The organism is Rahnella sp. 2050, assembly GCF_040544515.1.
Classification (GTDB): Bacteria; Pseudomonadota; Gammaproteobacteria; order Enterobacterales; family Enterobacteriaceae; genus Rahnella; species Rahnella aceris.
On record NZ_JBEPKE010000001.1, the window covers coordinates 700050 to 726335 of the forward strand.

The following is a 26286-nucleotide window of genomic DNA, read 5'->3' on the forward strand; positions in this document are numbered from 1 at the left end:
GCACCGAAAATTCGGTGCTTTTTATTGCTCGAAGTCAATCAATTTTTACTCTTCGGCAAACTCTTTCAACCATGCCTTGAACGCTTCGCCCTGCGTGTTATGGCGAATACCATACTCAACAAACGCCTTCATATAACCGAGCTTATCACCACAGTCATGTGAACGGCCAGTCATGGAGAAGGCTTCAACAGTATGTTTTTTCATCAGCATGGCAATGGCATCAGTCAGCTGAATTTCATTACCTGCACCGTACGGTGTCACTGCCAGCAGTGGCCAGATAGCTTCGGACAGAACATAACGGCCGACAACCGCAAGGTTTGATGGCGCGTCCTTCAGTTCCGGCTTTTCAACGATAGCCGTCATTGGCGCGCTTTCGCCCGGCTCAACTTCTACGCCGTTGCAGTTAACAATACCGTACTTGGAAACGTCTTTCTCCGGCACTTCTTCAACCATGACCTGGCTGTTGCCAGTTTCCTGGAAGCGACGAAGCATGGCAGCAAGGTTATCTTTACGCAGATCGCTGGTGGAATCATCCATCAAAACGTCTGGCAGAATAACCGCGAAAGGAGAATTACCAATCAGAGGTTTTGCACACAGAACCGCATGCCCAAGGCCTTTTGATTGCCCCTGACGTACGTTCATGATGGTCACGCCTTTCGGGCAGATAGACTGCACTTCTTCCAGCAGCTGACGTTTCACACGGGATTCAAGCATACTTTCCAGCTCGAAAGAGGTATCGAAGTGGTTTTCGATCGCGTTTTTCGAAGAGTGTGTGACCAGAATGATTTCTTTGATGCCCGCCGCAGCACATTCATTAACGATGTACTGGATCAAAGGCTTATCGACGATAGGCAGCATTTCTTTTGGAATGGCTTTCGTCGCTGGCAACATACGTGTGCCCAGACCGGCAACAGGGATAACAGCTTTTAACATTGTAAAGGATACTCCTTGAAACCTATGGTGTGTAAATTCAGTCAGTTACCATCCAAACGCGTCAGGGATTTCTCTGAACTGAAATTGTAAAATTGATTTAAATTCCCAATCCGATAGTTCTTCCATGAGTATAGTCTCTGTGATTTGGTTTAGGGAGACCATACTCATGACTTTAGGACTCAAACACGATTATGTTAATTCAGTTACGATACCAGTAAGCCGCACCAAACAGTAAGCTAAAGGCTTATTTTTAGGAATGTTATACCTGTTCGGTGATTTAATAATCGTAACTTGCTGCTTTCCAAATCAGTCCTGACGGCTTTTTATCACATCTCATCCTTCTTCCCCCGGGCCCCCTTGCCAGTTTGCCTAGACCGCTGTTTTAGATTTGAAATTTGGGGCGCTGGCGCCCATTATTCAACGTGCGACAATCGTCGTGTAACCAAAGGTGAAAAACGCAATATGGAATGGATCGCCGATCCCTCGATTTGGGCCGGGCTTGCGACCCTGGTAGTTCTCGAAATTGTCCTGGGGATAGACAATCTCATTTTCATTGCCATCCTGGCGGAAAAACTTCCGCGTCAGCAGCGTGACAAGGCTCGCGTCACCGGGCTTTTACTGGCCCTCGTCATGCGCTTACTTCTGCTGGCCTGCATTTCCTGGCTTTCGACACTGACCCGCCCTCTTATTGCCGTGCTCGGGCATCCGTTCAGCGCGCGCGATATGATTATGCTTGCGGGGGGGATATTCCTGTTGTTCAAGGCGACGATGGAGCTTAATGAACGACTCGAAGGCAAAGATGAAGAACAAAGCCATCAGCAGCGCGGTGCTAAATTCTGGCCGGTCGTTGCTCAGATTGTCGTGCTGGATGCGGTCTTTTCACTCGACTCAGTGATTACCGCGGTCGGGATGGTTGAGCATCTGGCCGTCATGATGGTGGCGGTGTGTATTGCTATCGGCCTGATGCTGTTAGCCAGTAAACCACTGACACGTTTCGTGAATGCGCATCCGACTATCGTCATCTTATGTCTCAGTTTCCTGCTGATGATCGGCTTCAGCCTGGTTGCCGAAGGTTTTGGCTATGTTATCCCGAAAGGGTATTTGTATGCCGCGATCGGTTTCTCCGTGATCATTGAAGGGCTGAATCAGCTGGCACAGTTTAACCGCAAACGCTTTTTATCCTCGCGCCGCTCTCTGCGTGAACGCACTGCAGAAACCGTATTGCGCGTCTTGCGTGGCAAACATGAAGAAGCCGAACTTGATGCTCACTCCTCAAACATGATTGCAGACAGCGCTGACGAAGAAGATGCAATTTTCAACCAGCAGGAGCGTCACATGATTGAACGCGTGCTGGGACTCGGGCAACGCACCGTCAGCAGCGTAATGACCTCCCGCCACGACGTAGACCATCTTGAACTTAATGACCCTGTCGACGTGCTGACGCAGCAAATCGCTGATAACCAACATACCCGTATGCTGGTCACCGAAGACAGCTCCACCGACGAACCGCTTGGCGTTGTGCACGTTGTCGACCTGCTCAAACAACAACTGCTGCAAAATGAACTGGATCTTAAGGCGCTGATCCGCCAGCCTCTGATTTTCCCGGAACAGCTTTCTCTGCTGATGGCCCTTGAACAATTCCGCCAGGCAAAAACGCATTTTGCTTTCGTGGTCGATGAATTTGGTTCTGTCGAAGGGATCGTGACCCTGACGGATGTGATGGAAACCATTGCCGGTAACCTGCCAGAGTCTGACGAAACGCCTGATGCACGGCATGATATCCAGCAGCAGGAGGATGGAAGCTGGATAGCCAACGGCTACATGCCGCTTGACGATCTGGTGATGTATATTTCCCTGCCGGTGGATGAAAAAAGGGAATATCACACGCTGGCCGGTCTGCTGATGGAATATACCCAAAGTATCCCGCAGGTGGGCGCGCAGATACACATTAATGACTATCTGTTTGAGCCTTTAGAAGTCAGCAGTCACCGCATTTTAAAAGTGAAGATCACGCCACCTGATACCGCCTCTGAAGACGATTACGAAGTCTGACTCAATCCTGTAAACAAAACGGGGTGCCTGCGATGGCACCCCGTTTTGTTTATGCTCAGAATTGGCTTAGAAAAGAGATTATTTGTTGAGTAATTTCTCAACATCGCTTTTTTCTTTACTGTCCTTACGCTTGTCGACCCAGTTCTGAAGGGCGCTGCGAGCGCTTTGTTCAAACGTACGCCTCAGTATCTGGTCCACCTGCAGCTGATATCCCATCTGAGCCCAGGGTCCGTAAACCCGCAACGGGATGTCTGTCGTTTTCAGGGTATTGATCAGATTATTGTCACCTTTCCAGCCACCGGTAACGCGGATCAGCAGGTTCATATCCACCTTTTGATTCGACATATCGATTGTTCCGTCACCTTTCGCAGACACCATTGGCGACTGACCTTCAAGATTATTCAGCGTCAGTGTACCTTCGGCCAGATGTCCCTGCGCTTTCAGCGTATCGATCTGGCTATAGTGCTCATACTTTTCAAGCCCCTGAACATTACTGGTATTACGGCTGACCGCCTGCTGAATGAGTTGCTGAATATTAAGGCCATTCAGACGCGCGTTATCCATTGAAAGCTGCCCCTCGCCTTGCCATCGCCGTGCAAAATCAACGGCCGACAACCCTTCTCCGTTAACATTCCCTTGCATAGAGAAGCTCCCGGTAAGGACTTTCGGTAACCCGTAAGCTGTCAGTAAATCACCCAGTTCAATGCTGTCCACATCCGGTGTCAGATGGACCTGAATTTTATTCCCCGTGACATCCAGGGTGCCTGGCAGAGAAAAGCGCCCTGTTCCCAGGTTGCCGCTAAATGCCGGCAAGGAAACCTGGCCCTGATGATTGACCGCATTCAGGGCAAGGTTCTGGATTTTCATACCGCGATAAGTGAGATCAGCAACTTTCAGCGCCAGGGTAGCATTGAAGGTTTGCAAATCATTCAGCCCGTTTGGCTGTTCATCCACATCACGGGCGATAACGGGTGCTGACGTCACAGACTGCGCGGTTTGCGACGATTCTTCCTGCGTATCAGGCTGCCAGCCGGAAAGCGCATCAAGATCAAGCTTATCAGCGGTTAAATTGAGCTGATAATCCGCCAGTTCTCCCAGCTTCGCAGAGGCCGTGCCGGAGATCTGATTATCATTGGCCGACAGCGCCAGCTGGTTCAGCGTCAGCATATTGTTATCACGCTGATAGCTCACCTGCATGGAACCATTCCCCTGAAGGCCTTTCACCGGGATATCGGCACCGTTCAGTTGATAAGTGAACTTGCTGATGCTGGCAGCGACAGCCTGCGGATAGTGCTGCATATCCAGGTCGGCTTTCATGGTGAACGACAGATCGCGCTGGTCGCGGTTTATGCGACTTGAAAGCTGGATACTAGCCTGACGGTTGTCATTCTTTTCCATTTCCAGATTGATATCACGCACGTTGATCTGCTCGTCATCACCGCGCTGCCAGATGAGTAAACTGTCAGCCACGCTGATTTTATCAATATCAAATTTCCAGCCCGCTTCAAGTTCGGATGCGCCGGGCGCAACAGGCGTTGGCGTAGAAGGTGCGACCGGTGCATTGGGCTGATTCTCTTCCGTTTCCGGCGTTAAACGAATGACGGCGTTTTTCAGCAGAACCTGCTTAACCGCGAGCTGATGAGAAATAAGAGGCCAGAGTTTGACATCCAGCCGCATGTTCTCAGCGCTGACAACCGGTGCCTTAGCCCCAGGCGCGGTCAGAGAGGTCTGTCCGGCAATGATGCTGAGCTGCGGCCAGACATGCCAGCGCAGGGAACCGTTGATAGCCAGTTGATAGCCGCTTTTCACCTCGACCCTCTCTACCATGTACTGGCGGAAATCGTTCGGGTTAATCAGGAATACCAGCGAAGTCATACCGGCAATGATAACCACCAGTAAAATCACCAGTGTTGTCAGGAGTCTTCTCATGCCTTCCTCACGTTTTTATCCGGTAAACGGATAAAAAACAGAATCAGTCTTTATCAATACGACTGGCAATAGCGCTTTGCTGGTCGCGGTATTTCGCGTCCTGACGGCTATTGTATGGCCGTGCAGCAGAACCGGATAACGGTTCAAAACTCAGCGCGCCAATCAACATTCCCGGGCGAAGCGCCAGCGGGAGCTTACCTGAATTATAAAACTCGAGAACAATACGCCCCTGCCAGCCCGGATCAATGCGGTGTGCGGTCACGTGCACCATCAGCCCGAGACGCGCCAGTGAAGAGCGTCCGTCCAGCCAGCCCACCAGATCGTCAGGAATGGTGACAGACTCAAAGGTCACCGCCAGTGCCAGTTCGCCCGGATGCAGGAAGAACGCCTCGCCTTCCGGCAACACAATCTCATCACTCATCACTTTATCGAGTGCAGCGCTGACTTCGTCTTTAGGGCCACTCAGATCGATATAACCCGCATTGTGCCCGAGGAAAACGCGAAATCCGTTACCCAGACGCACATCTACCGTTGCACCATTAATCCGTTCGACCGGAGGACGGGGTGAAATACCTAATTTGCCGCTGTCCAGCCAGGCCTCTATATCTCGGTCGCAAAGTCTCATCGTATCTCCGGTATGGTTTTAACGGATTGTTCCGCGATTAATTGAAGAACTGGCTGATTTTAGCCTTGAGGATATCAATCGCAATCCGGTTTTTGCCGCCGCGCGGCACAATGATGTCTGCGTATTGTTTTGAAGGCTCGATAAATTGCAGGAACATTGGACGAACCGTTTTCTGATACTGCGCCATCACAGAATCCATCGAACGACCACGTTCATTGACGTCACGCTTCATACGGCGCATCAGACAGATATCCAGCGGAGTATCGACGAAAATGGAGAAATTCATTTCGTCACGCAAACGTGCATCGGTCAGGAGCAGGATCCCTTCCAGGATAATCACTTTCTTCGGTTTAAGGGTCACCGTCTCAGGCAGACGGGTATGCTCAATGAAACTGTAGCTTGGCAATTCAATCGCCTGACCAGACTTCATTGCCTGTAAATGCTGGAACAGCAAATTGTGGTCCATCGCACTGGGATGGTCGTAGTTGGTTTTGACCCGCTCTTCCATGGTCATGTGACTTTGGTCTTTATAGTAGCAATCTTCCGGGATCACCCCGATATGCTCATCACCGACCTGATCACGAAGTTCACGGTATAACGTACTGGCGATGAGGCTTTTTCCCGAAGCAGATGCGCCAGCGATACCCACGATGACACACTGATGGAATTTGTCAGACATAAAATTAAAGACCTGATTTGGAAGTTGGAAGGCAAGCACAGATATATGCTTTGAACGCGCCAATTATAAGTACAACACACTGCCCGATGCCAGCGTTAAGGCTGTGTAATCGCTGACATCAGGCAATAATTCACAGAGTTGGGGGATTAAACGGCTCTGAAGGCAATTTCTGTCGGGATGGCATCGCCTTTCCAGAACAGTTGTGACGCAATTTTTGCCGCCAGCTCACGGTAAATTGCCGTGAATTCACTTTCAGGATTGGAAACAACTGTTGGCTCACCACGATCTAAATCTTCACGCAACGAAATATGCAGCGGCAATTGCGCCAGTAAATCACAGCGGTATTTCTCAGCCAGACGTTGTGCGCCACCGGTACCGAAAATCGGTTCGTGATGCCCGCAGTTGCTGCACACATGCATACTCATGTTCTCTACAATCCCCAGAACCGGCACATGCACTTTTTCAAACATCACGATGCCTTTCATTGCATCGAGCAGCGCAATATCCTGCGGCGTCGTGACCACTAAGGCGGCGGTAACCGGGATGTTTTGCGACAGCGTCAGCTGAATATCACCCGTACCCGGCGGCAAATCGATGACCAGATAATCCAGATCAGGCCACAGCGTATCCTGAAGCATCTGCATCAGCGCTTTACTGGCCATCGGCCCGCGCCACACCATGGCATTTTCATCCGTCACCAGATAGCCAATCGAGTTGGTCGCCAGGCCGTGTGCCATAATCGGCGACATGTGCACGCCGTCCGGCGAGGTCGGGCGTTCTTCCTCAGTGCCCAGCATATTCGGTACTGACGGGCCGTAAATATCGGCGTCCAGAATACCGACTTTGGCACCTTCTGCTGCCAGCGCCAGCGCCAGGTTCACCGCCGTGGTCGATTTCCCTACCCCGCCTTTACCCGAACTGACCGCCAGAATATTGCGCACACCTTTGATACCCGGCTGATCGTTTGCCCGTTTGATGGTGGCAATATCGTGGCGCAGATTCCACTGAATGGCCGAAGCGCCGGTCACCCGCAACAATTCGCTGCTGGTTTGTTCTTTTAATACATCAAAACCACTGTTCCAGGCGAACGGCAGGGTCAGATCAATATGTAAAACGTCATCCATTAACACGCAGTGATGCAACGCTTTCATCGCGGGCAAATCTTTTTGCAGTGTGGAATGGCGGAAGGTGGCCAGTACGCCGGTCACGAGTGCGCGCAGCCCTGCGGGTGTGGTCTGCTGTGGGGATTGAGATGTCATCCCGGCTCCTTGAAAGGGGGTTATCAGACTATTTATCTATCCATAAGCATAACAGAACACACGTAAGGAGATCCCCCGTTTGTTTACGCGGGGCGGCGCTTTCGGTTAACATCAATGCCCCTGATTTCAACTACAGAAAGCAAGCTCTTACTATGGCTCAAGTCGCGAAAAAAATTTTGGTAACCTGTGCACTTCCGTACGCCAACGGATCCATCCATCTCGGTCACATGCTCGAGCACATCCAGGCTGACGTCTGGGTCCGTTACCAGCGAATGCGCGGCAATGAAGTGCATTTCATCTGTGCGGACGATGCACACGGCACCCCGATCATGCTGAAAGCGCAGCAGCTCGGTATCAGGCCGGAAGAGATGATTGCCGAAATGAGCCAGGAGCATCAGAAAGATTTCGCCGGCTTCGGCATCAGCTACGACAACTATCACTCCACGCACAGCGACGAAAACCGTGAGCTGTCTGCGCTGATTTATGGTCGTCTGAAAGAAAACGGTTTTATCAAAAACCGCACCATTTCGCAGTTGTACGATCCTGAGAAAGGCATGTTCCTGCCAGACCGTTTCGTTAAAGGCACCTGCCCGAAATGTAAATCACCGGATCAGTACGGCGATAACTGTGAAGTGTGTGGCGCAACCTACAGCCCGACGGAACTGATTGACCCGAAATCTGTGGTCTCCGGTGCGACGCCGGTGTTGCGTGATTCCGAGCACTACTTCTTTGACTTACCTGAATTCAGCGCGATGTTGCAGGCGTGGACCCGTTCGGGCGCGTTGCAGGAACAAGTGGCAAACAAAATGCAGGAGTGGTTCGAGCATGGTCTGCAACAGTGGGATATCTCACGCGATGCGCCATACTTCGGCTTTGAAATTCCTGATGCGCCGGGCAAATATTTCTACGTCTGGCTGGATGCGCCAATCGGCTACATGGGTTCATTCAAAAACCTGTGCGACCGCCGCAGTGACCTGAATTTTGACGAGTTCTGGAAAAAAGATTCCACCACCGAGCTGTATCACTTTATTGGTAAAGACATCGTTTATTTCCACAGCCTGTTCTGGCCTGCCATGCTGGAAGGCAGCGGTTTCCGCAAGCCGACCAACCTGTTTGTGCACGGTTATGTCACCGTCAACGGCGCAAAAATGTCCAAGTCTCGTGGCACGTTCATCAAAGCCAGCACTTATCTGAACCATCTGGATGCGGACTGCCTGCGTTATTACTACACCGCGAAACTGTCTTCACGCATCGACGATATCGACCTGAATCTGGAAGATTTCGTGCAGCGCGTTAACGCTGATATCGTGAACAAAGTGGTTAACCTGGCCTCACGTAATGCCGGTTTCATCGCCAAACGTTTTGACGGCAAACTGGCTGACACGCTGGCCGATGAAACGCTGTACAAAACCTTCACCGATGCCGCTGAAAGCATTGCTCAGGCGTATGACAGCCGTGAATCAGGCCGTGCAATCCGCGAAATCATGGCGCTGGCTGACCTGGCAAACCGTTATGTCGATGAACAGGCACCGTGGGTTGTCGCAAAACAGGAAGGCCGTGATGCCGACCTGCAGGCCATCTGCTCAATGGGCATCAACCTGTTCCGCGTACTGATGACCTATCTGAAGCCGGTTCTGCCTTCACTGTCAGAGCGCACAGAAGCCTTCCTGAATACCACACTGGACTGGGACGCGATTGCCCAACCATTGTTGTCGCATCAGGTAAATCCGTTCAAAGCGCTGTTTAACCGTATCGAACTGGATAAAGTCACCGCGATGGTTGATGCCTCGAAAGAAGACATCGCAGCTGCCAAAGTACCGACAACCGGTCCGCTGGCCGATGACCCGATTCAGGAAACCATCACGTTTGATGATTTCGCCAAAGTGGATATGCGTATTGCCCTGATCAAGAGCGCTGATTTCGTGGAAGGTTCAGACAAACTGCTTCGTTTGCAACTGGATCTGGGCGGTGAAACCCGTCAGATTTTCTCCGGTATCCGCTCTGCGTATCCTGATCCGAAAGCACTGGAAGGCCGTCTGACCATCATGGTCGCTAACCTCGCACCGCGTAAAATGCGCTTCGGCATCTCTGAAGGAATGGTGATGGCGGCGGGCCCAGGCGGAAAAGACATCTTCCTGCTCAGCCCGGATTCCGGCGCACAGCCGGGTATGCAGGTTAAATAAAACTCATGACTGCTCCTCCCCCTGCGAAGGGGGAGGTTGGGAGGGGGTTTTACAGACAAAATAAAGAGTTGGAGAAACTTCAGCTTATTTTTTGACCTTAATACCCCACCCCGGCCCTCCCCTTCGCAGGGGAGGGAGCATAATCACTTCGGCCAGTTCGGCCAAATGGCTTTCGGATACTCTCTGTCGATATCCGATTTCGCCAGCCCGATATCTTTCAATTGATCAGCACTCAGCGAATGCAAAATCTTGCGGCTGACGCGGCGCTCATTCCAGCCATGCACGATAGCAAACAACTGTTTTATCCATCCGCTCTTTTTTTGCGGCATCTGTACTGCCCTATCCGCCCCCAAGATATCAGCACAAGCGCGTGTCTCACATCCGGCAAACTGCCGTTCTTCAATGATATTTTTCATATTCTGCTCCCGTTGACGACCTGACATCAGGATCTTACAAACAGTAAAAACATTACAGATTCAGTTTTTTTATATTTCGACCATACAGATCTGGATCTGATGACAGATTCAGCGTTAGATTGTGTCCATCTGTACTGCTTTCTTTGCGCAGGCGTTGAGGAAAAGATAATGAATCGTTACGAAAATCTGGCAAATGTCTTGAGTGACCGTATTGAGCAGGGGCTGTATCCGGCGGGTATCCGGCTGCCTTCGGTGCGGGTGTTAAGCAGTGAACATGGCGTCAGCGTCAGCACGGTTCAGCAGGCCTACCGCGTGCTGGAAGAAAAACAGCTGGTGGAGGCACGACCAAAATCAGGCTACTTTGTCAAAGATGCACGCTTGCAGGCAGCGCTTCCGGCGGTTTGCCGCCCGACGCAACGTCCGGTGGATATTTCCCAGTGGGATCAGGTACTCGAACTGATTACGTCCCCGCACCGTCCCGGCGTGGTGCAGCTCGGGCGGGGCTCGCCGGATGTCACGGCTGCCACGCTCAGGCCCCTCAGCCGCCTGATGGGGCGCGCCGGCCAGCATCAGAATCTCAACGCGTTTCATTACGACAGCATTTACGGCTCAGAAGAATTACGCGAACAGATCGCCCGTCTGATGATTGACAGCGGCAGCCATATGGATGCCAGCAATATTCTGATCACCACCGGTTGTCATGAAGCGCTGTCTATCGCCATCCGTTCGGTCTGCGAACACGGCGATATCGTGGCGGTGGATTCGCCGAGTTTTCACGGGGCGATGCAAACCCTTAAAGGTTTTGGCATGAAAGCGCTGGAAATCCCGACCGATCCGGTGACCGGGATCAGTCTGGAAGCGCTGGAAATGGCACTGGAACAGTGGCCGGTCAAAGCCATACAACTGACGCCCAACTGCAATAATCCGCTCGGTTACAACATGCCTGATGACCGTAAGAAAAGCCTGCTGCGTCTGGCGCAACGCTACGATATCGCCATTATCGAAGACGATGTTTATGGTGAACTGGCGTATCAGTATCCGCGCCCTGCCACCATTACCTCTTTCGATGAAGATGGCCGCGTATTGCTGTGCAGTTCGTTTTCCAAAACGCTGGCGCCCGGTTTACGCGTCGGCTGGATCGCGCCGGGTCGCTATCACGACCGTGCGCTGCACATGAAATACATCACCACCGGCGCCTCGGCTACGCTGCCACAAATCGCTATCGCGGATTTCATCAAACAGGGGCATTATCTGCAGCACATGCGCCGGATACGTAACCAGTACCAGCGCAATCTGTGCACCATGACTGACTGGGTGATGAAATATTTTCCGTGCGGCTCCCGGGTTAGCCGCCCCCAGGGCGGTTTTTTGCTGTGGATCGAACTTGATGAACGCGTGGATACACAGCGGCTGAACCGGCTGCTCGAAGAGCATTTAGTGCAAATTGCCATCGGTTCGATATTCTCTGCTTCTGGCAAATACCGCAATTGCCTGCGCATCAATTATGCACAGCCCCTGACAGCAAAAACTGAACGCGCCATCCAGCAGGTGGGCCTGACGATTTCTCAGATGCTGGAAAACTGCTAAACGTCCATCCGGAGACACTTTTACCGTGCAGATAGAACCGTTACCGCCACTGAACACGCTGGTGGCTTTTGAATGCGTGGCGCGTTATTGCAGTTTTTCCCGGGCAGCCGACGAGCTGAATCTTACCCAAAGCGCCATCAGCCGCCAGATCATTCAACTGGAGGAAATGCTCGGTTGTAAGCTTTTCCAGCGCGCCCAGCGTAAAACGACCCTGACGCCGCGCGGTGAAACCTATGCGCAACAAGTGCGTAAATTACTGGGTGATATTTCGCAATCCACGGCGGAAGTCATGGGCTGGAACGGTTTGCCGCAGGTCACGCTGGCCTGCACCAGCGCCATGAGCGGCCTGTGGCTTTCGTCGCGTCTTTCCTCGTTGCGCCAGTTGCTGCCCGACCTGCAAATCCGCATGAAGATTTCCGACAGCTTTTCAGATCTCAAGTCATCAGAATTTGATCTGGCTATCTTCTATCTGCGCGAGCCACCGCCCGGTTATCACGTACAGGCGCTGTTTGACGAAGTCTGTTATCCGATGTGCTCGCCGTCATTCCTCAGCCGTATGCCACCTGACGCCAGCGCCGCCGATTTACTTGAACAGACATTGCTTATTCAGGATGACCCGCAACGCGAATGGACCGGCTGGCGCGACTGGTTTGCGTCGCAGGACGTCAGCTTCGTCACGCCGCGCAGAACATGGCGGGCCAACAACTATCCGTTTCTGGTGCAGTCGGCGGTGCTGGGAGATGGGATTTTGCTGGGCTGGGAAGGACTGGTGCAGGATTACATCAATAACGGCCAACTGGTCGCCGCACATCCCGGCAAACTGGCTGCCGCCGGAAAATGCTACATGCTGACGCCGCAGGACCGGTTCCTCAAACCTGTGGTGCATAAAGTCATTAACTGGTTAAAACAGCCGTAAAGTGAATGAATTTGCCAGGCCGGATATCCGGTCTGGCAATGAATATTCAGCAGGATTGACGAGATCATGTTCACAGTGATTTATGAAAAATAATAATAATCCGACGTCATAATAAAATATTATGAATTGACATCGGCTGGCGGTATTTTGTTTTTCTCCAGATATCTGCGTTTTCTCGCAGAATTCATACCAATTAATGTGAATAACAGCCAGCATGACTGCGAAATACAGGATGCAAGGTTGAAATCATGACTTAACGAATACAGGCCAAACACGCCGCCGATTATATTAAGATAGGCGTAACTGTTAGCATCAACCGCTAGCCTGCGCATTTGAACCAGCGCATAAGCCAGAAGATAGCAAAACACGCCAATTAAACCGACAACCGTATGCAGTTCCACCGGTCACTTCCCTTTCCAGACGTTGATAGCTGAGAAAAATAAAGCTTTTCAGGGTGTTCTGCCGCGCATTTTTCGCATACCCTCATGATAAATTCTCATGCAAGTTCAACAGGGGGTTTTGATATAAATCATCAAGGCAATCCATTGCGCCAATTTAGAAACACCCGGGGTATTTCGCCTGCACCTATAAAATTCCAGCACGTACTATGGAGATAATTAATGAAAGATAATAATTCCCCTTTGACGAAATTAATGCAGGATGCACAACTTAGCCGTCGCGGCTTTATTACCAGCGTTTCCGCTGTGGGTATTACCAGTGCTATGGGCTTTTCACCGTTCTCTGCTTTTGCTGCTGAGCCGAAAAAAGGCGGCATATTAAAACTGGGTATGTCAGGGGGAAATACCAGTGATACGCTGGACCCGACATTATTCAGCGACTGGGTGCCATTAAATCAGGCATATATGCTGATGAACGGCCTGATTGAAATTGATGAAAATAACAAAGCCACGCCTGAATTGTTCTCCGCCTGGGAAGCCAAACCCGGTGCCACCGAGTGGGTGTTTACCGTTCGTGATGGCGTCACCTTCCATAATGGTAAAAAACTGGATGCAGATGACATTCTTTATTCCATCAACCTGCATCGCGGCGACAAATCCAAAAGCGCCATCAAAACTCAACTGGCCCCGATTACCGGTCTGACCAAACAGGGCGACAACCAGATCCTGATCACGCTTGAAAGTGGCAACGCCGACCTGCCGTATCTGCTGGCGGATTACCATCTGGTGGTGGTACCCAACGGCTTTACCGACTGGTCGCATCCGATCGGTACCGGCGGTTTTATCTTTGATCAGTACGAACCGGGCGTGCGATCGCTGTTCAAGCGCAACCCGAACTACTGGAAGCCGGATCGCGCCTTTGTTGATGCCGTGGAAGTGCTGGTCATCAACGACCCGACCGCCCGCACCAATGCCCTGATTTCCGGCCAGGTTCACGCGATTAACCGTGTCGATTTCAAAACCGTCGATTTCCTTAAACGCAGCCCGGCACTGAACATTGTGCGTTCATCCGGCGGTCAGCATTTCACCTTCCTGATGGATTGCAGCGTCGCACCGTACAACAACAACGATGTGCGCATGGCAATTAAACACGGCATCGACCGTCAGAAAATCCTCGATACCGTGCTGCGCGGCTACGGTTCGCTGGGCAACGACCATCCGATCCCGAAGACAGACCGCTTCTTCAATCACAGCCTGGAACAGCGCGTTTACGATCCGGACAAATCGAAGTTCTACCTGAAAAAAGCCGGTCTGACGGATCTCAACATCGAACTGTCCTCCTCTGACGCCGCTTTTGCCGGTGCGCTCGACGCGGCCGCCCTGTTCCAGGGGCAAGCACAAAAAGGCGGCATTCAGGTCAACATCAAACGCCAGCCCGCCGACAGCTACTGGGACGATGTATGGATGAAAGCCCCGTTCAGCATGGGTTACTGGGGCGGACGTCCGACGGCTGACCAGATGTTCTCCACCGCTTATCAGTCGACTGCCAAATGGAACGACACCCACTGGAAAGATGAGAAGTTTGATGCCCTGCTGTTGCAGGCACGTTCCCTGCTTGATGAAGGCAAACGCGCTGAAATCTATGGTGAACTGCAAAGTATCGTGCGCGACGACGGCGGTGCAATGATCCCGCTGTTTGGCGATTATCTTGATGCAGCCAGCAAAAAAGTCGGCGGTATCAGGCCACATCCGATGTTCAACTTCATGGGTGGTCGTCTGGCCGAGCGCGTCTGGCTGGAGGCATGATGAAAAAACGGATTTTACAGCGGATCCTGTTAGGCATTATCACGCTGTGGCTGGTTTCTGTGCTGATTTTTATCGGCACGGAAATGCTGCCCGGCGACGTCGCGACGGCCATTTTAGGCCAGAGCGCCACGCCTGAAACCGTTGCCGCGTTGCGCCTGCAACTCGGGCTGGATGAACCGTCTGTGCTGCGCTATCTGCACTGGCTGGCGGGTATTATGCACGGCGACTTAGGGCATTCGCTGGCGAACGGTCGCGCCATCAGCGACGAACTGCTGCCACGTCTGGCGAACACGCTGTTCCTCGCCGGATACGCTGCGGTGATCGCTATTCCGCTGGCTGTCGGTTTGGGGATCGCATCAGCCATCTGGCGCGGTTCCGTTTTTGACCGGCTGGCAAATACCCTGACGCTCATCAGCATTTCGGTGCCGGAGTTTTTTGTCGGCTACATTCTGGTGATCGCCTTCGCCATTCGTCTGACCTGGTTCCCGAGTCTGGCAATGGTCGACAGCAGTTCGTCGTTCATCGACCGGCTTTACGTCTGCACCCTGCCGATGCTCACCCTGACGCTGGTGGTGCTGGCACACATGCTGCGCATGACGCGCGCCTCAGTCACTGCGGTGATGGCCAGCCCATATATTGAAAGCGCGGTGCTTAAAGGCATTCCGCGCTGGCGCATCGTGGTCGCGCACGCGCTGCCAAACGCCCTTGCACCGATCATCAACGTGGTGGCATTCAATCTGGCCTATCTGGTGGTCGGTGTGATCCTGGTGGAAGTGGTGTTTGTCTATCCGGGTATCGGGCAATACATGGTGGATGCGGTAACCAAGCGCGACCTGCCGGTGGTTCAGGCCTGTGGCCTGCTGTTTGGCGGCACTTACATTTTCCTCAACACCACCGCCGACTTACTGGCGATCTGGTGCAATCCACGCCTGCGCCATGCGCGCTAAAAGGGGGACACATGAACCGATATTTCATTAACATCCCGCTGTCGGCCTGGATAGGGATTGTGATTATTGCGGTGAACCTGCTGGCAGCTATTTTTGCGCCATGGCTCGCCCCGCACAGCGAAACCGAACAGGTCGGCGACATCTGGCTGCTGCCTTCCGCCGCCACGCCGTTTGGTACTGACAGTCTCGGGCGCGACATGCTTTCCCGCATTCTGTTTGGCGCACGCACCACCATTGCCATCGCGCTGACCATCACTTTCAGTTCTTTTATCATCGGCATTATCACCGGCTTTACGGCGGCAATTTACGGCAAATGGGTGGATGTGGTGCTGTCACGTATCGTCGATACCGTGATGTCGATTCCGGTGCTGATTTTCGCGCTGATCGTATTGTCGGTGATGGGCACGTCCATTCCCGTACTGGTGCTAACCATCGCCCTGCTCGACGCCACCCGCGTGTTCCGTCTGGCACGGCTGGTGGCGCAGGCGATTGTTTGTCAGGAATACGTGGAAGCAGCGCGTCTGCGAGGTGAAGGGTTACGCTGGGTGCTGTTCAAAGAAATTCTGCCCAACGCCCTGCCACCGCTGCTGGCTGAGTTTGGCATGCGCTTCTGCTTTACCTTCCTGTTTATTGCGGGCTTAAGTTTCTTAGGTCTCGGCATTCAGCCGCCATATGCCGACTGGGGCAGCATGGTGCGCGACAATGCGCAGGCGATTAACTTTGGTCAGTTCGCGCCGTTATATCCGGCAGCAGCGATTGCCCTGCTGACGATTGGCGTCAATCTGGTGGTCGACTGGCTGCTGGCGCGGAATAGTCTGCCGCATGGAGATGAAGCATGACACGCACAATTTTAGAAATGCGCGGGCTGCGCATCGAAACCCTCGACGGTTCGCCGCTGGTGCAGGATATTTCCCTGAAACTGGCGGCGGGTGAAGTGCTCGGTCTGATTGGTGAATCCGGGGCGGGGAAATCCACTATTGGTCTGGCAGCGTTAGGCTATGCGCGTCAGGGCTGCCGCATTGCCGGTGGCGAAGTTTTCCTGGATGGCACCGATATCGTTTCTCAGCCTTCCAGCGTAAAGCGCGAATGGCGCGGCAGGCGCGTGGCGTATGTGGCGCAAAGCGCGGCGGCGTCATTTAATCCGGCGCTGACCATCGAAAAACAGGTCTGCGAAGGCCCGATCCGCCACGGTCTGATGAACAAAGAAGAAAGCCGCCAGTGGGCAATTTCACTGTTCCGCTCACTGGATTTGCCGGATCCGGAAAACATCGGCAAACGCTATCCGCATCAGCTTTCCGGCGGCCAGCTTCAGCGCGCAATGGCCGCGATGGCGATGTCCTGTAAACCTGATTTGCTGATCATGGATGAACCGACCACCGCGCTGGACGTCACCACGCAAATTGAAGTGCTGGTGATGCTGCGCAAACTGGTGCGTGAATTCAACACCGCCGCGCTGTATATCACCCACGATCTGGCCGTTGTCGCACAACTTGCCGACCGCATTATGGTGCTGCGCCACGGCAAAGAGGTGGAAACCGGCAGTACGCAAACCATTCTGGAAAACCCGCAGCAGGAATATACGCGGCGTCTGGTGGCAGAGCGTGAACACGCACTAACACCGCTGGCCGATGGTCATGAATCTGCCGGTCAGCCGCTGCTGACCCTGCGAAAACTGAGCACCGGCTACAATGGTAAACGGGTGGTACACGACGTCAGCCTGCAACTGCCGCGTGGCAAAACGCTGGCGATTATCGGCGAATCCGGCAGCGGCAAAAGTACGCTGGCACGGGCGCTGGTCGGATTGCTACCCGACACCGAAGGTACGGTGGATTTCGACGGCATTGCGCTTTCGCATAATTTTCACCAGCGCAATAAAGAAACGCTGCGCCGTATGCAGATGATTTATCAGTTGCCTGACGTGGCGCTGAATCCGCGTCAGACGCTGCTGGATATCATTGGCCGTCCTCTGACCTTCTACTTTGGGATGAACAAAAAACAGGTGCGCGAGCGCGTGGAAGAGTTACTCCGCCTGACTGAACTGCCGCTTAAACTGATCGACCGTCGTCCCGGCGAGCTTTCCGGCGGGCAGAAGCAGCGCGTCTGTATCGCCCGCGCACTGGCCGCACAGCCGGAACTGATTATCTGCGATGAAGCCACGTCGGCGCTCGATCCGCTGGTAGCGGAAGAAGTGTTGAATCTGCTGCGCCGCTTACAGCAACAGCTCGGGCTGTCGTATCTGTTTATCACGCATGATCTGGGCACGGTAAAACGGATCGCCCATCAGGTGGCGGTGATGTATCAGGGTCAGGTGGTCGCCAGCGGCGATACCGACGTGGTCTTCAGCGCGCCAATGCACAGCTACACTGAAAAACTGCTGACCTCCGTACCGGAAATGCGCACCAGCTGGCTGGACGAGGTTCTCGCCCTGCGCGGCACGGCGCTTCCTGCGGCAGCCATTTCTTCGACAGGAGTCTTATGAGCACCAAACGCATCGTGACTGAATTCCCTCACGCCGTCACCGTGACTGAACATCTGTGGATCCCGCTGAGTGACGGCACACGTCTCGCTGCCCGCCTGTGGCTGCCGGATGACGCTGAACACCAGCCGGTTCCGGCCATTCTCGAATACATTCCTTACCGCAAACGCGACGGCACCCGCACCCGCGACGAACCGATGCACGGCTTTTTCGCCGGTAACGGCTACGCCGTGGTGCGCGTGGATATGCGCGGCAGCGGCGAATCCGACGGATTGCTGGCGGATGAATATCTGTTGCAGGAACAGGACGATGCGCTGGAGGTGATTGAGTGGATCACCGAACAACCCTGGTGCAGCGGCAACGTCGGCATGATGGGGAAATCCTGGGGCGGCTTTAACAGCCTGCAGGTCGCCGCCCGCCGCCCTGCCGCCCTGAAAGCCATCATCACCGTGTGTTCAACTGACGACCGTTACCGCGACGATATTCACTACAAAGGCGGCTGCCTGCTTAATGACAATCTCTGGTGGGGCGGCATCATGCTGGCGTACCAGAGCCGACCTTCCGACCCCGCACTGGTCGGTGAAAGGTGGTACAAAGACTGGCTGAACCGTCTGGAAAACATGCCATTCTTCCCGGCATTGTGGATGGAACATCCGCTGCGCGACGCATACTGGCAGCATGGTTCGGTGTGCGAAGACTGGTCCGCCATTCAGTGTCCGGTGATGGCCATCGGCGGCTGGGCGGATGCCTACAGCAATGCAGTGTTCCGCCTGATGGACAATCTGAAAGTGCCACGCCGCGCCATTCTCGGTCCGTGGGCGCATATCTATCCGCAGGACGGCACACCGGAACCGGCGATCGGTTTCCTGCAGGAAGCCGTGCGCTGGTGGGATCACTGGCTGAAAGGCGAAGACAACGGCGCGATGGCAGGCCCGATGATCCAGACCTGGTTGCAGGACAGCCAGCCGCCCTCGGCGATGCGTCCGGTCAGCCGTGGTGAATGGGTGGGATTTGATCGCGGCACCGCCAGCAATATCAATCACATCCCGCGCTGGCTCACACGAGGCCAGCTCAATACTCAGCCGGATGTTGACGCAGGCGTTATCAATATCTGTTCACCGCAGAATCACGGTCTGATGGCCGGTGAATGGATGGGGGCCGGTGTGCCCGGCGAAATGCCACCGGATCAGCGTGTCGATGACGGCATGGCAGAAATCTTTGATGGCGAACCGCTGGCCGAGCCGCTGACCATTTTTGGCTTCCCGGAATTTACCGTCGAACTGAGCAGCGATAAACCGGCTGCGATGTTGTACGTCCGGCTTTCTGACGTTGCACCGGACGGTTCGGTAAACCGTGTCACGCACGGCTGGCTGAATCTGTCGCATCTGCACGGCCATGATCAATCTGTGCCGCTTATCCCCGGTCAGAAAGTCAAAGTACCGGTACAACTGGATGGTATCGCACACCGCTTTGCCACCGGTCACCGGATGCGACTCTCGCTGGCGACCACCTTCTGGCCGATGATCTGGCCGATGGCGGAGGTCGCCACGCTGACGCTGGATTTGCACAGCGCGCAGCTCAGCCTGCCGGTGTGCGAACAGCCGGTATCCATCGACGGCCCGATTGCTGAGCCACAAAGCGCGCCGCTGACACCGCAAACTGTGCTGTCGCCAGGGCGCGTGGATCGCAACATCACTTACGATTTCCTCACCGACAGCTGGACCAGCGTGACCAACGGCGTGGGTGGCGTTTTCGGTGAAGGCGTTTACCGCTTCGATGATATCGACACGACGGTCGATCACAATCTGCGGCGCGAGCTGACGGTCAGTAACAGTGATCCGTTATCCGCGCGCTATCTGCTGACGCAGACTATGAAGATGGGACGTGAAGGCTGGTGGATGGAAGCAGAAATCACCCTCGAACTACGCAGCGACCTGACGCACTTTATCGTCAGCGGCGATATGGTGGTCAGCCTGAACGGCGAAGAGGAATTCACGAAATACTGGCACGAGAGGATTGCGCGGTAATGTTTTTTTGCTCCCATAAGCCGTGATTTTGCCTTGCTCCTCCCCCTGCGAAGGGGGAGGCCGGGAGGGGGTTTTAAGGGCTGACACCTCGTTTAAGTAAACTTCAACTTATTGATTTAACTTTAATACCCCACCCCAACCCTCCCCTTCGCAGGGGAGGGAGTCGACCGAATTCTCGATCAAGATTCAGGAATAATCGCCTTTATATCCCGGCTTTCGAGCACCCGCCCGTCCTGCGCATGGATTTCCAGCTTACGCAGCGGCTGGCGATTTTCGATATCTACCAGTTGCGTGCAGGCTTCGCCGGCTTCAAACAGATATTCACTTCCCCACTGCCCCAGCGCAACCAGCACCGGTTGCAGCGCCAGCCCTTTTTCCGTCAGCACGTAATCCTGATACGCCGAACCATCTGCCGCCGGTTCAATCTTCATAATGCCTTCGGCAACCAGCGCTTTCAGGCGGGAGCTGAGAATGTTCTTCGCCGCCCCCAGACTGCGCTGAAATTCACTGAATCGTGAGAGGCCGTACATCGCATCGCGGACAATCAGCAACGTCCACCAGTCACCGATGAGATCCAGCGCGCGGCCAGCCGGACAAGGCGTGTTTTCCAGACGGGTTCGTTTCATGGCACTTCCTGCTCAATGCGGTTTAAAAAATCTGGTTGCATTATAAAACCACCAGTGCTAAAAATCACCTGGTTTTATTATTAAACCACCCTATCCAACACCGAGGTTCTACTATGTCAGATACAATTCGCACTCAGTCCGTGGCCTTAATCACCGGCGCATCAAGCGGCATCGGGGCCACTTACGCCGACCGTCTGGCGAAACGCGGTTATGATTTAGTGCTGGTTGCCCGTGATGCAACGCGCCTGAAAGCACTGGCTGAACGCCTGCAGGATGAAACCGGCGTAAAAATCACCGTGTTACCCGCAGACTTAACCCGCAGCGAAGATCTGGCACGCGTTGAGGATTTTATCCGTGCAACACCGCAGATTTCCCTGCTGATCAATAACGCCGGGGCTTCGCTGAAAGCCGGTTTTGAAAACAGCGATGCCGACGCCATCGGGAATCTGATCACCCTGAACGTCACCTCGGTGGCGCGTCTTTCACGCGTCGCTTTCGACGGTCTGATCAAGCATAAAGACGGGGCGATTATTAATATCGCCTCGGTAATGGCGCTGACGCCGGAGTTGCAATCTGCGGTGTATTCCGCCACCAAAGCCTTTGTGCTGACTTTCAGCCAGACGCTGCAATTTGAAATGGCCGAGCGCGGTCTGTACGTTCAGGCCGTATTACCTGCCGCAACGCGTACAGAAATCTGGGAACGTTCGGGCAAAAATATCGATGAAGTGCCGGGTGTAATGGAAGTGGGTGAACTGGTGGATGCCGCCTTGCTGGGCTTTGACCGCAAAGAAAAAATCACCATTCCGCCATTGCAGGACGAAAAACAGTGGGATGAATTTGATGCCCTGCGCAGTGCAATGGTACCGAACTTCCTGCAGGCTCACGCCGCACCGCGTTACAAGGCCTGACAGTGACACATTGACCAGTAACATAAATTTACTGGTCAATGTTGATTCGCTTTGCAAATATGTTAATTCGATAACTTTGTGAAGTGAATACGATGACTGAATATGTAATTGCTGCACCCGAAGTTCCGTCTCTCGCCGTCGAAGGCCAGAGCGCCCGCTTTCCGTTGCGCCGCGTGTATTGTGTTGGCCGTAACTATTCCGAGCACGCCCGTGAGATGGGTCATGATCCTGACCGCGAACCGCCTTTCTTTTTTGGCAAACCGGCGGATGCCGTGGTTCCCGCCAGCGGCAATGTGCCGTACCCGACGCTGACCGACGATCTGCATTATGAAGTAGAACTGGTCGTTGCGATTGCCAGAGGCGGTAAAGATATTGCCGCTGAAGACGCACTGTCACACGTCTGGGGTTATACCGTGGGCGTAGATTTAACCCGTCGTGATATTCAGGCGCAGGCCAAGAAACTGGGACGTCCGTGGGATTTCGCCAAAGGGTTTGATGATTCCGCACCGGCGAATCCGCTGCAACCCGTGAGTCAGACAGGTCATCCGGCTGCCGGTAAAATCTGGCTCGATGTGAACGGTGAAAAACGTCAGCGCGGTGATTTGAGCGACCAGATCTGGCAGGTAGCGGACGTCATCAGCTATCTCTCTCAGGCGGTTGAACTCAAGCCCGGTGATCTGATCTATACCGGTACGCCAGCAGGTGTGGGTCCGGTAGTGCGCGGTGATGTGATCACCGGCGGCATCGAAGGTCTGAGTGATTTCAGCTTCACTATCGTGTAATGCATGCAGGACGCCTTATTTCAGGCGTCCTTCTCACCAATTTTCCGGGCCATTTCTTCTTCAACCAGCGGAATAAGCTTCTCGAACGCACAGGCACTTGACGGGTCAAACAGCGACAGCGTTTCTATCTGGCTCAGTAAAATCACCTTACGAAACTTCAGCGCGCTCACCGGATCTGATACCGGCGTGATGCCATGTTCCTGATAATAGCGGGCATAATTATGCTCAACGCGCAGTTCCAGTGTGTCTTTATCGCGATAACCGCTGACCATCGGGATCACGACCACATTGTCCGACGAACTTGTTTCACACCTTGCGGTATGCACCATGCCGATATAAACACGCCGCGACTGCAGGGTGATGAATACCATATCGCCCTCTTCCATACACTGATACAACAGCCCTTCCACGCCGTTGGCGCGGGTAAGTTGTTTGTACAACTCTCTGCGTCCGGCAGTATTAAGGCGCAAGCCCGGTGACCAGGTAGTGCGGACCAGACACAGCATCACGGAGACGGCAAGCATAATCACCACCGGTGCCTGAATGCCTAAGAAACTCCAGTTAATGAAATCACGCTGGTAGTGCACATCCTGATGCAGATGCGGCAAGGCGGGCAGCCAGTTGATAACACCGGAAATCCCCCACAGCGCCAGATATAGCAGTGCTATGACCAGTACACCCTGCAGGACAAAAATACAGCCATACAGCGCCACCAGAAAATAGACGTCCCAGCCAAAGGTGCGTTTAAGTTTGAAGCGCGATGAAATGTCGCGGGTGGTATACCAGTAGCCGCAGACCATTAACACCATGAAAACGGCTGTCGCCATTACAGCACGCTCATGCGTTTGACGTGGCGGGCAAAGTCTTGCTGCATCTCCTGATTAGCCGGATTGACTGATGCCGTACCGTTTTCATCAATCAGAATACGCTCGCCCTCTTCCAGCGTATTTTCCATGTCTGCGGCACTGAACAGTCCGAGAAATTTTTCCGGGCTGGAAAATATTTGTAAAACAATCTTCAACATAGGTTTGCCTCTCATCATAAAAGAATAAGCCTAGTCAAAGGAAAGAGACATTGTGGCTGTTTCAGATTTTTTACGGGCAGGAATGAAAAAGGGCCGCCATGACGGCAGCCCTTTGCTGGAATCTGCGAAACGAATTACTTCGCTTCAATACTTTCCTGATGTGCTTCTTCCTGCGCAGCCTGTTCGGCATGCACTTCAGCAGCACGTTTGCGCAGACCTATCCAGCCCAGTACCAGCAGAATGATCAGCACCGGAATGGTCGCCACCGTGTAGGTGCCGTTCGGGTAGTCAAACGCCATCAGGATCAGAACGCCCGCCAGGAAGGCCAGCGTCAGCCACGAGGTCACCGGTGCCCACGGCATTTTGAAGGAAACGTCTTTCGCACGACCTTCTTTGATTGCAGTACGCAGTTTCATCTGACAGACAATGATGAAAGCCCATGAACTGAGGATGCCGAGTGAGGCGACGTTCAGGACAATCTCAAACACCTGCGAAGGCACGTAATAGTTGAGCACTACACCGATCACATAAATGCCGACAGTGACCAGAATACCGGCGTACGGCACCTGCTGCGCACTCATCTTCGACATGAATTTCGGTGCTGAACCGCCCATCGACAGGGAACGCAGAATACGACCGGTGGAATACAAGCCGGAGTTGAGGCTCGACAGCGCTGCAGTCAGAACCACGATATTCATGATGGTACCGATGTAAGGCACGCCCAGCTTGCTGAAGAAGGTGACAAACGGACTTTGGCCCGCCTGATAGGCATTCCACGGCAGCAACAGCACCAGTAACACCACGGAGCCGACGTAGAACAAAGCGATACGCCAGATCACGCTGTTAATGGCTTTCGGCAGCACTTTCTCAGGATCTTTGGTTTCGCCCGCCGCCGTACCGACCAGCTCAATGGCCGCGAACGCAAAGACCACGCCCTGCACCAGAACCAGCGCCGGTAACAGACCGTGCGGGAAAATACCGCCGTTGTCGGTAATCAGATGCAGACCGGTGGTGTTACCGTCCAGTTGTTTGCCGGTGCCGAGGAACACCACGCCAACCACCAGGAAGATAGCAATCGCCGCCACTTTGATCAGCGCAAACCAGAATTCCATCTCAGCGAACCACTTCACGCCGATCATGTTCATGGTTGCCACTATCGCCAGTGCGCCCAACGCAAACATCCATTGCGGAACATCACCGAAGGTTCCCCAGTAGTGCATGTACAGAGCCACTGCGGTGATATCGACAATGCCGGTCATCGCCCAGTTCAGGAAGTACATCCAGCCTGCTACGTAAGACGCTTTTTCACCCAGGAATTCACGGGCATAGGATACGAAGCTGCCACTGGTCGGACGGTGTAAAACCAGTTCGCCCAGTGCACGCAGGATAAAGAATGAGAAAATACCACACACCGCATACACGATAGCCAGCGCCGGACCCGCCATCTGTAAACGCGCACCCGCGCCGAGAAACAGACCGGTACCGATAGAACCACCAATGGCAATCATCTGAACCTGACGGTTGCCCATACTCTTGTGATAACCATGATCGTGAGAGTCCAGCCAGCGCCGTTTAGCCGCGTGCTTCGCCTCTGCCGTTTTTTTATGAGACTTCATTATGAGTTGTTCTCCAAAATAACCTTCACCTGACGCCGGGTGCTGCAAGCAAACGATTGCAAGCCTCGCCGTTTATGGGGTTTACCCACTGTAGTTTTTTTAGCCGGAACTGTTTTGGTGCAATAACGGCGAAGGATGCTACCTGTTCTCACTAACCGTGGCAAAAAAAACCGTCATTAAAAATTGTGAACAGTCATATTTCGCGCAGCAAATTTTGCGCTTGCGTGCGCTCAGGACGATTCTTTCGGCAGACACTCTTTTCTCACCCGTTCGATATTAATGGAGAGATACATAATTTCTTCCGTGGTCAGTTCGCGCTGATATTGCGCGGCCAGATAATCGCCGATTTTTTCCGCGCACAGCCACGCCTGTGGGTAATTTTCTTTTACCGCCACGTGCAGGGTCATGTCATCGTCGGCCACCACCGTGCGGCTGAGCATCCGCTGGGCGAAGAATTTAAGATGGGTGACGAAGCGCTGGTAGCTCAGCGACTCCTCGTCGTATTCAATACGCAGCTGGTATTTCACCAGATTGAGGATTTCCTGCATCACGCGGGTAATCTGCGCCACTTCCGGCATTTCGCCGTTAAGCTGCGCATTGACCAGATGCAGGGCAATAAAACCGGCTTCATCCACCGGCAATCGCACGCCGAGGCGGGAATCGATGATCTCCAGCGCTTCCAGCCCGAGGGCATATTCCTTCGGGTACAGACGGCGGGTTTCCCACAGCAAGGCATTGCTGATCGGCACGCCCTTCTTCTGCCGTTCGATGGCAAAATTGCAGTGATCGGTGAGTGCGATATACAGGTTTTCCTGCAATTTCCCCAGCCGTCCCCGCGCCAGCGAAATAATCTGATCACAGGTGGTCATCACTTCCATCGGAATATGCGACAGCAACTCCGTCAGATGCGCGACCAGTTCGTCATTCTGCAGGGCAAAAATTTTCTCGATTTTGCTTTCATCCAGCTCATCCCCGGCTTTCTTCATAAACGCCAGCCCGCGTCCCATCACCACCTGTTCACGTTGCTGCCCGCTGACGACAACCACCACATTATTATTGAGTATTTTGGCGATTTTCATTGTAACTCCCTGAAAAGA

At 53.5% G+C, this 26286-nt stretch carries 23 protein-coding genes; 11 read left to right on the forward strand and 12 right to left on the reverse strand.

Going from position 1 to position 26286, the window contains the following annotated elements:
• Positions 1-45: 45 nt before the first annotated feature.
• The gene (gene galU / locus ABIC79_RS03105; protein WP_013575068.1) at positions 46-933 is read right to left on the reverse strand and encodes a UTP--glucose-1-phosphate uridylyltransferase GalU; all 888 of its coding nucleotides are present in this window, start codon (positions 931-933) and stop codon (positions 46-48) included.
• 462 nt (positions 934-1395) lie between these two features.
• Between galU and ABIC79_RS03110 the strand changes: the two genes are divergently transcribed.
• Positions 1396-2985 (forward strand): TerC family protein, encoded by a 1590-nt coding sequence (locus ABIC79_RS03110; protein ID WP_013575067.1) that lies wholly within the window; start codon positions 1396-1398, stop codon positions 2983-2985.
• 78 nt (positions 2986-3063) lie between these two features.
• Here ABIC79_RS03110 and asmA read toward each other — a convergent pair whose 3' ends face one another.
• From asmA to apbC, 4 genes are all read right to left on the reverse strand, one after another.
• Complete coding sequence (asmA, locus tag ABIC79_RS03115; protein WP_119261472.1) at positions 3064-4914, reverse strand: outer membrane assembly protein AsmA; 1851 nt, start codon at positions 4912-4914, stop codon at positions 3064-3066.
• A gap of 43 nt (positions 4915-4957) precedes the next feature.
• Entirely contained in the window at positions 4958-5539 is a 582-nt protein-coding gene (dcd, locus tag ABIC79_RS03120; RefSeq protein WP_013575065.1) for a dCTP deaminase, read from the reverse strand.
• A 37-nt stretch (positions 5540-5576) separates the two neighbouring features.
• The gene (udk, locus tag ABIC79_RS03125) at positions 5577-6218 is read right to left on the reverse strand and encodes a uridine kinase (protein ID WP_013575064.1); all 642 of its coding nucleotides are present in this window, start codon (positions 6216-6218) and stop codon (positions 5577-5579) included.
• A 146-nt stretch (positions 6219-6364) separates the two neighbouring features.
• Positions 6365-7477: an iron-sulfur cluster carrier protein ApbC gene (gene apbC, locus ABIC79_RS03130; RefSeq protein WP_013575063.1), complete on the reverse strand. Its 1113-nt coding sequence runs from the start codon at positions 7475-7477 to the stop codon at positions 6365-6367.
• On the opposite strand from apbC, the gene metG reads away from it, so the two are divergent.
• Positions 7471-9660, forward strand: coding sequence for a methionine--tRNA ligase (gene metG, locus ABIC79_RS03135; protein ID WP_259463057.1), 2190 nt, complete (start codon positions 7471-7473; stop codon positions 9658-9660). The genes apbC and metG overlap by 7 nt on opposite strands.
• 143 nt (positions 9661-9803) lie before the next feature.
• Here metG and ABIC79_RS03140 read toward each other — a convergent pair whose 3' ends face one another.
• Complete coding sequence (locus ABIC79_RS03140) at positions 9804-10076, reverse strand: DUF1127 domain-containing protein (RefSeq protein ID WP_013575061.1); 273 nt, start codon at positions 10074-10076, stop codon at positions 9804-9806.
• Between the two features lie 168 nt (positions 10077-10244).
• Between ABIC79_RS03140 and ABIC79_RS03145 the strand changes: the two genes are divergently transcribed.
• Positions 10245-11663: an aminotransferase-like domain-containing protein gene (locus ABIC79_RS03145; protein ID WP_013575060.1), complete on the forward strand. Its 1419-nt coding sequence runs from the start codon at positions 10245-10247 to the stop codon at positions 11661-11663.
• A gap of 25 nt (positions 11664-11688) precedes the next feature.
• Positions 11689-12579 carry a LysR substrate-binding domain-containing protein gene (locus ABIC79_RS03150; RefSeq protein WP_013575059.1) on the forward strand — a complete coding sequence of 297 codons (891 nt, stop codon included), beginning with the start codon at positions 11689-11691 and terminating at the stop codon, positions 12577-12579.
• A gap of 119 nt (positions 12580-12698) precedes the next feature.
• Here ABIC79_RS03150 and ABIC79_RS03155 read toward each other — a convergent pair whose 3' ends face one another.
• Positions 12699-12980: a CBU_0592 family membrane protein gene (locus ABIC79_RS03155; RefSeq protein ID WP_013575058.1), complete on the reverse strand. Its 282-nt coding sequence runs from the start codon at positions 12978-12980 to the stop codon at positions 12699-12701.
• Between the two features lie 219 nt (positions 12981-13199).
• Between ABIC79_RS03155 and ABIC79_RS03160 the strand changes: the two genes are divergently transcribed.
• The 5 genes from ABIC79_RS03160 to ABIC79_RS03180 are packed head-to-tail and all read left to right on the forward strand — an operon-like array spanning position 13200 to position 20233.
• Positions 13200-14783: an ABC transporter substrate-binding protein gene (locus tag ABIC79_RS03160; RefSeq protein ID WP_013575057.1), complete on the forward strand. Its 1584-nt coding sequence runs from the start codon at positions 13200-13202 to the stop codon at positions 14781-14783.
• The gene (locus tag ABIC79_RS03165) at positions 14783-15730 is read left to right on the forward strand and encodes an ABC transporter permease (protein ID WP_013575056.1); all 948 of its coding nucleotides are present in this window, start codon (positions 14783-14785) and stop codon (positions 15728-15730) included. The genes ABIC79_RS03160 and ABIC79_RS03165 overlap by 1 nt, the downstream gene beginning before the upstream one ends.
• An 11-nt stretch (positions 15731-15741) precedes the next feature.
• On the forward strand, positions 15742-16569 hold the full coding sequence (locus ABIC79_RS03170) for an ABC transporter permease (RefSeq protein WP_013575055.1): 828 nt from the start codon (positions 15742-15744) through the stop codon (positions 16567-16569).
• On the forward strand, positions 16566-18209 hold the full coding sequence (locus ABIC79_RS03175; RefSeq protein WP_112198090.1) for an ABC transporter ATP-binding protein: 1644 nt from the start codon (positions 16566-16568) through the stop codon (positions 18207-18209). The genes ABIC79_RS03170 and ABIC79_RS03175 overlap by 4 nt, the downstream gene beginning before the upstream one ends.
• Positions 18206-20233, forward strand: a complete 2028-nt coding sequence (locus ABIC79_RS03180; RefSeq protein WP_217147247.1) for a CocE/NonD family hydrolase — start codon at positions 18206-18208, stop codon at positions 20231-20233. The genes ABIC79_RS03175 and ABIC79_RS03180 overlap by 4 nt, the downstream gene beginning before the upstream one ends.
• Before the next feature lie 179 nt (positions 20234-20412).
• Here ABIC79_RS03180 and ABIC79_RS03185 read toward each other — a convergent pair whose 3' ends face one another.
• Positions 20413-20859: a winged helix-turn-helix transcriptional regulator gene (locus tag ABIC79_RS03185; protein WP_013575052.1), complete on the reverse strand. Its 447-nt coding sequence runs from the start codon at positions 20857-20859 to the stop codon at positions 20413-20415.
• A gap of 113 nt (positions 20860-20972) precedes the next feature.
• On the opposite strand from ABIC79_RS03185, the gene ABIC79_RS03190 reads away from it, so the two are divergent.
• Both ABIC79_RS03190 and ABIC79_RS03195 read left to right on the forward strand, forming a co-directional pair.
• Positions 20973-21767 (forward strand): SDR family NAD(P)-dependent oxidoreductase, encoded by a 795-nt coding sequence (locus ABIC79_RS03190; protein ID WP_015689686.1) that lies wholly within the window; start codon positions 20973-20975, stop codon positions 21765-21767.
• A gap of 92 nt (positions 21768-21859) precedes the next feature.
• On the forward strand, positions 21860-22549 hold the full coding sequence (locus ABIC79_RS03195) for a fumarylacetoacetate hydrolase family protein (RefSeq protein WP_013575050.1): 690 nt from the start codon (positions 21860-21862) through the stop codon (positions 22547-22549).
• A 20-nt stretch (positions 22550-22569) separates the two neighbouring features.
• Here the strand turns inward: ABIC79_RS03195 and ABIC79_RS03200 are convergent, their stop codons facing one another.
• The 4 genes from ABIC79_RS03200 to bglG all read right to left on the reverse strand — a co-directional run bounded on the left by ABIC79_RS03200 (position 22570) and on the right by bglG (position 26268).
• Positions 22570-23376: a hypothetical protein gene (locus ABIC79_RS03200; RefSeq protein ID WP_015689685.1), complete on the reverse strand. Its 807-nt coding sequence runs from the start codon at positions 23374-23376 to the stop codon at positions 22570-22572.
• Positions 23376-23573 carry a hypothetical protein gene (locus ABIC79_RS03205; protein ID WP_013575048.1) on the reverse strand — a complete coding sequence of 66 codons (198 nt, stop codon included), beginning with the start codon at positions 23571-23573 and terminating at the stop codon, positions 23376-23378. The genes ABIC79_RS03200 and ABIC79_RS03205 overlap by 1 nt, the downstream gene beginning before the upstream one ends.
• Before the next feature lie 134 nt (positions 23574-23707).
• On the reverse strand, positions 23708-25189 hold the full coding sequence (gene ansP / locus ABIC79_RS03210; RefSeq protein ID WP_013575047.1) for an L-asparagine permease: 1482 nt from the start codon (positions 25187-25189) through the stop codon (positions 23708-23710).
• Between the two features lie 230 nt (positions 25190-25419).
• On the reverse strand, positions 25420-26268 hold the full coding sequence (gene bglG, locus ABIC79_RS03215) for a transcriptional antiterminator BglG (RefSeq protein WP_121019434.1): 849 nt from the start codon (positions 26266-26268) through the stop codon (positions 25420-25422).
• Between the last annotated feature and the right edge of the window lie 18 nt (positions 26269-26286).

What these genes read in the sequence shown, in the direction of transcription:
- ABIC79_RS03185 (WP_013575052.1), bottom strand. Translation starts at nt 20,859, where the DNA reads ATGAAACGAACCCGTCTGGAAAACACGCCTTGTCCGGCTGGCCGCGCG.
- ABIC79_RS03145 (WP_013575060.1), top strand. Translation starts at nt 10,245, where the DNA reads ATGAATCGTTACGAAAATCTGGCAAATGTCTTGAGTGACCGTATTGAG.
- ABIC79_RS03110 (WP_013575067.1), top strand. Translation starts at nt 1,396, where the DNA reads ATGGAATGGATCGCCGATCCCTCGATTTGGGCCGGGCTTGCGACCCTG.
- ABIC79_RS03175 (WP_112198090.1), top strand. Translation starts at nt 16,566, where the DNA reads ATGACACGCACAATTTTAGAAATGCGCGGGCTGCGCATCGAAACCCTC.
- ABIC79_RS03195 (WP_013575050.1), top strand. Translation starts at nt 21,860, where the DNA reads ATGACTGAATATGTAATTGCTGCACCCGAAGTTCCGTCTCTCGCCGTC.
- udk (WP_013575064.1), bottom strand. Translation starts at nt 6,218, where the DNA reads ATGTCTGACAAATTCCATCAGTGTGTCATCGTGGGTATCGCTGGCGCA.
- asmA (WP_119261472.1), bottom strand. Translation starts at nt 4,914, where the DNA reads ATGAGAAGACTCCTGACAACACTGGTGATTTTACTGGTGGTTATCATT.
- apbC (WP_013575063.1), bottom strand. Translation starts at nt 7,477, where the DNA reads ATGACATCTCAATCCCCACAGCAGACCACACCCGCAGGGCTGCGCGCA.
- ABIC79_RS03190 (WP_015689686.1), top strand. Translation starts at nt 20,973, where the DNA reads ATGTCAGATACAATTCGCACTCAGTCCGTGGCCTTAATCACCGGCGCA.
- ABIC79_RS03165 (WP_013575056.1), top strand. Translation starts at nt 14,783, where the DNA reads ATGAAAAAACGGATTTTACAGCGGATCCTGTTAGGCATTATCACGCTG.
- metG (WP_259463057.1), top strand. Translation starts at nt 7,471, where the DNA reads ATGTCATCCCGGCTCCTTGAAAGGGGGTTATCAGACTATTTATCTATC.
- galU (WP_013575068.1), bottom strand. Translation starts at nt 933, where the DNA reads ATGTTAAAAGCTGTTATCCCTGTTGCCGGTCTGGGCACACGTATGTTG.
- dcd (WP_013575065.1), bottom strand. Translation starts at nt 5,539, where the DNA reads ATGAGACTTTGCGACCGAGATATAGAGGCCTGGCTGGACAGCGGCAAA.
- ABIC79_RS03170 (WP_013575055.1), top strand. Translation starts at nt 15,742, where the DNA reads ATGAACCGATATTTCATTAACATCCCGCTGTCGGCCTGGATAGGGATT.
- ABIC79_RS03205 (WP_013575048.1), bottom strand. Translation starts at nt 23,573, where the DNA reads ATGTTGAAGATTGTTTTACAAATATTTTCCAGCCCGGAAAAATTTCTC.
- ansP (WP_013575047.1), bottom strand. Translation starts at nt 25,189, where the DNA reads ATGAAGTCTCATAAAAAAACGGCAGAGGCGAAGCACGCGGCTAAACGG.
- ABIC79_RS03200 (WP_015689685.1), bottom strand. Translation starts at nt 23,376, where the DNA reads ATGGCGACAGCCGTTTTCATGGTGTTAATGGTCTGCGGCTACTGGTAT.
- ABIC79_RS03180 (WP_217147247.1), top strand. Translation starts at nt 18,206, where the DNA reads ATGAGCACCAAACGCATCGTGACTGAATTCCCTCACGCCGTCACCGTG.
- bglG (WP_121019434.1), bottom strand. Translation starts at nt 26,268, where the DNA reads ATGAAAATCGCCAAAATACTCAATAATAATGTGGTGGTTGTCGTCAGC.
- ABIC79_RS03160 (WP_013575057.1), top strand. Translation starts at nt 13,200, where the DNA reads ATGAAAGATAATAATTCCCCTTTGACGAAATTAATGCAGGATGCACAA.
- ABIC79_RS03140 (WP_013575061.1), bottom strand. Translation starts at nt 10,076, where the DNA reads ATGAAAAATATCATTGAAGAACGGCAGTTTGCCGGATGTGAGACACGC.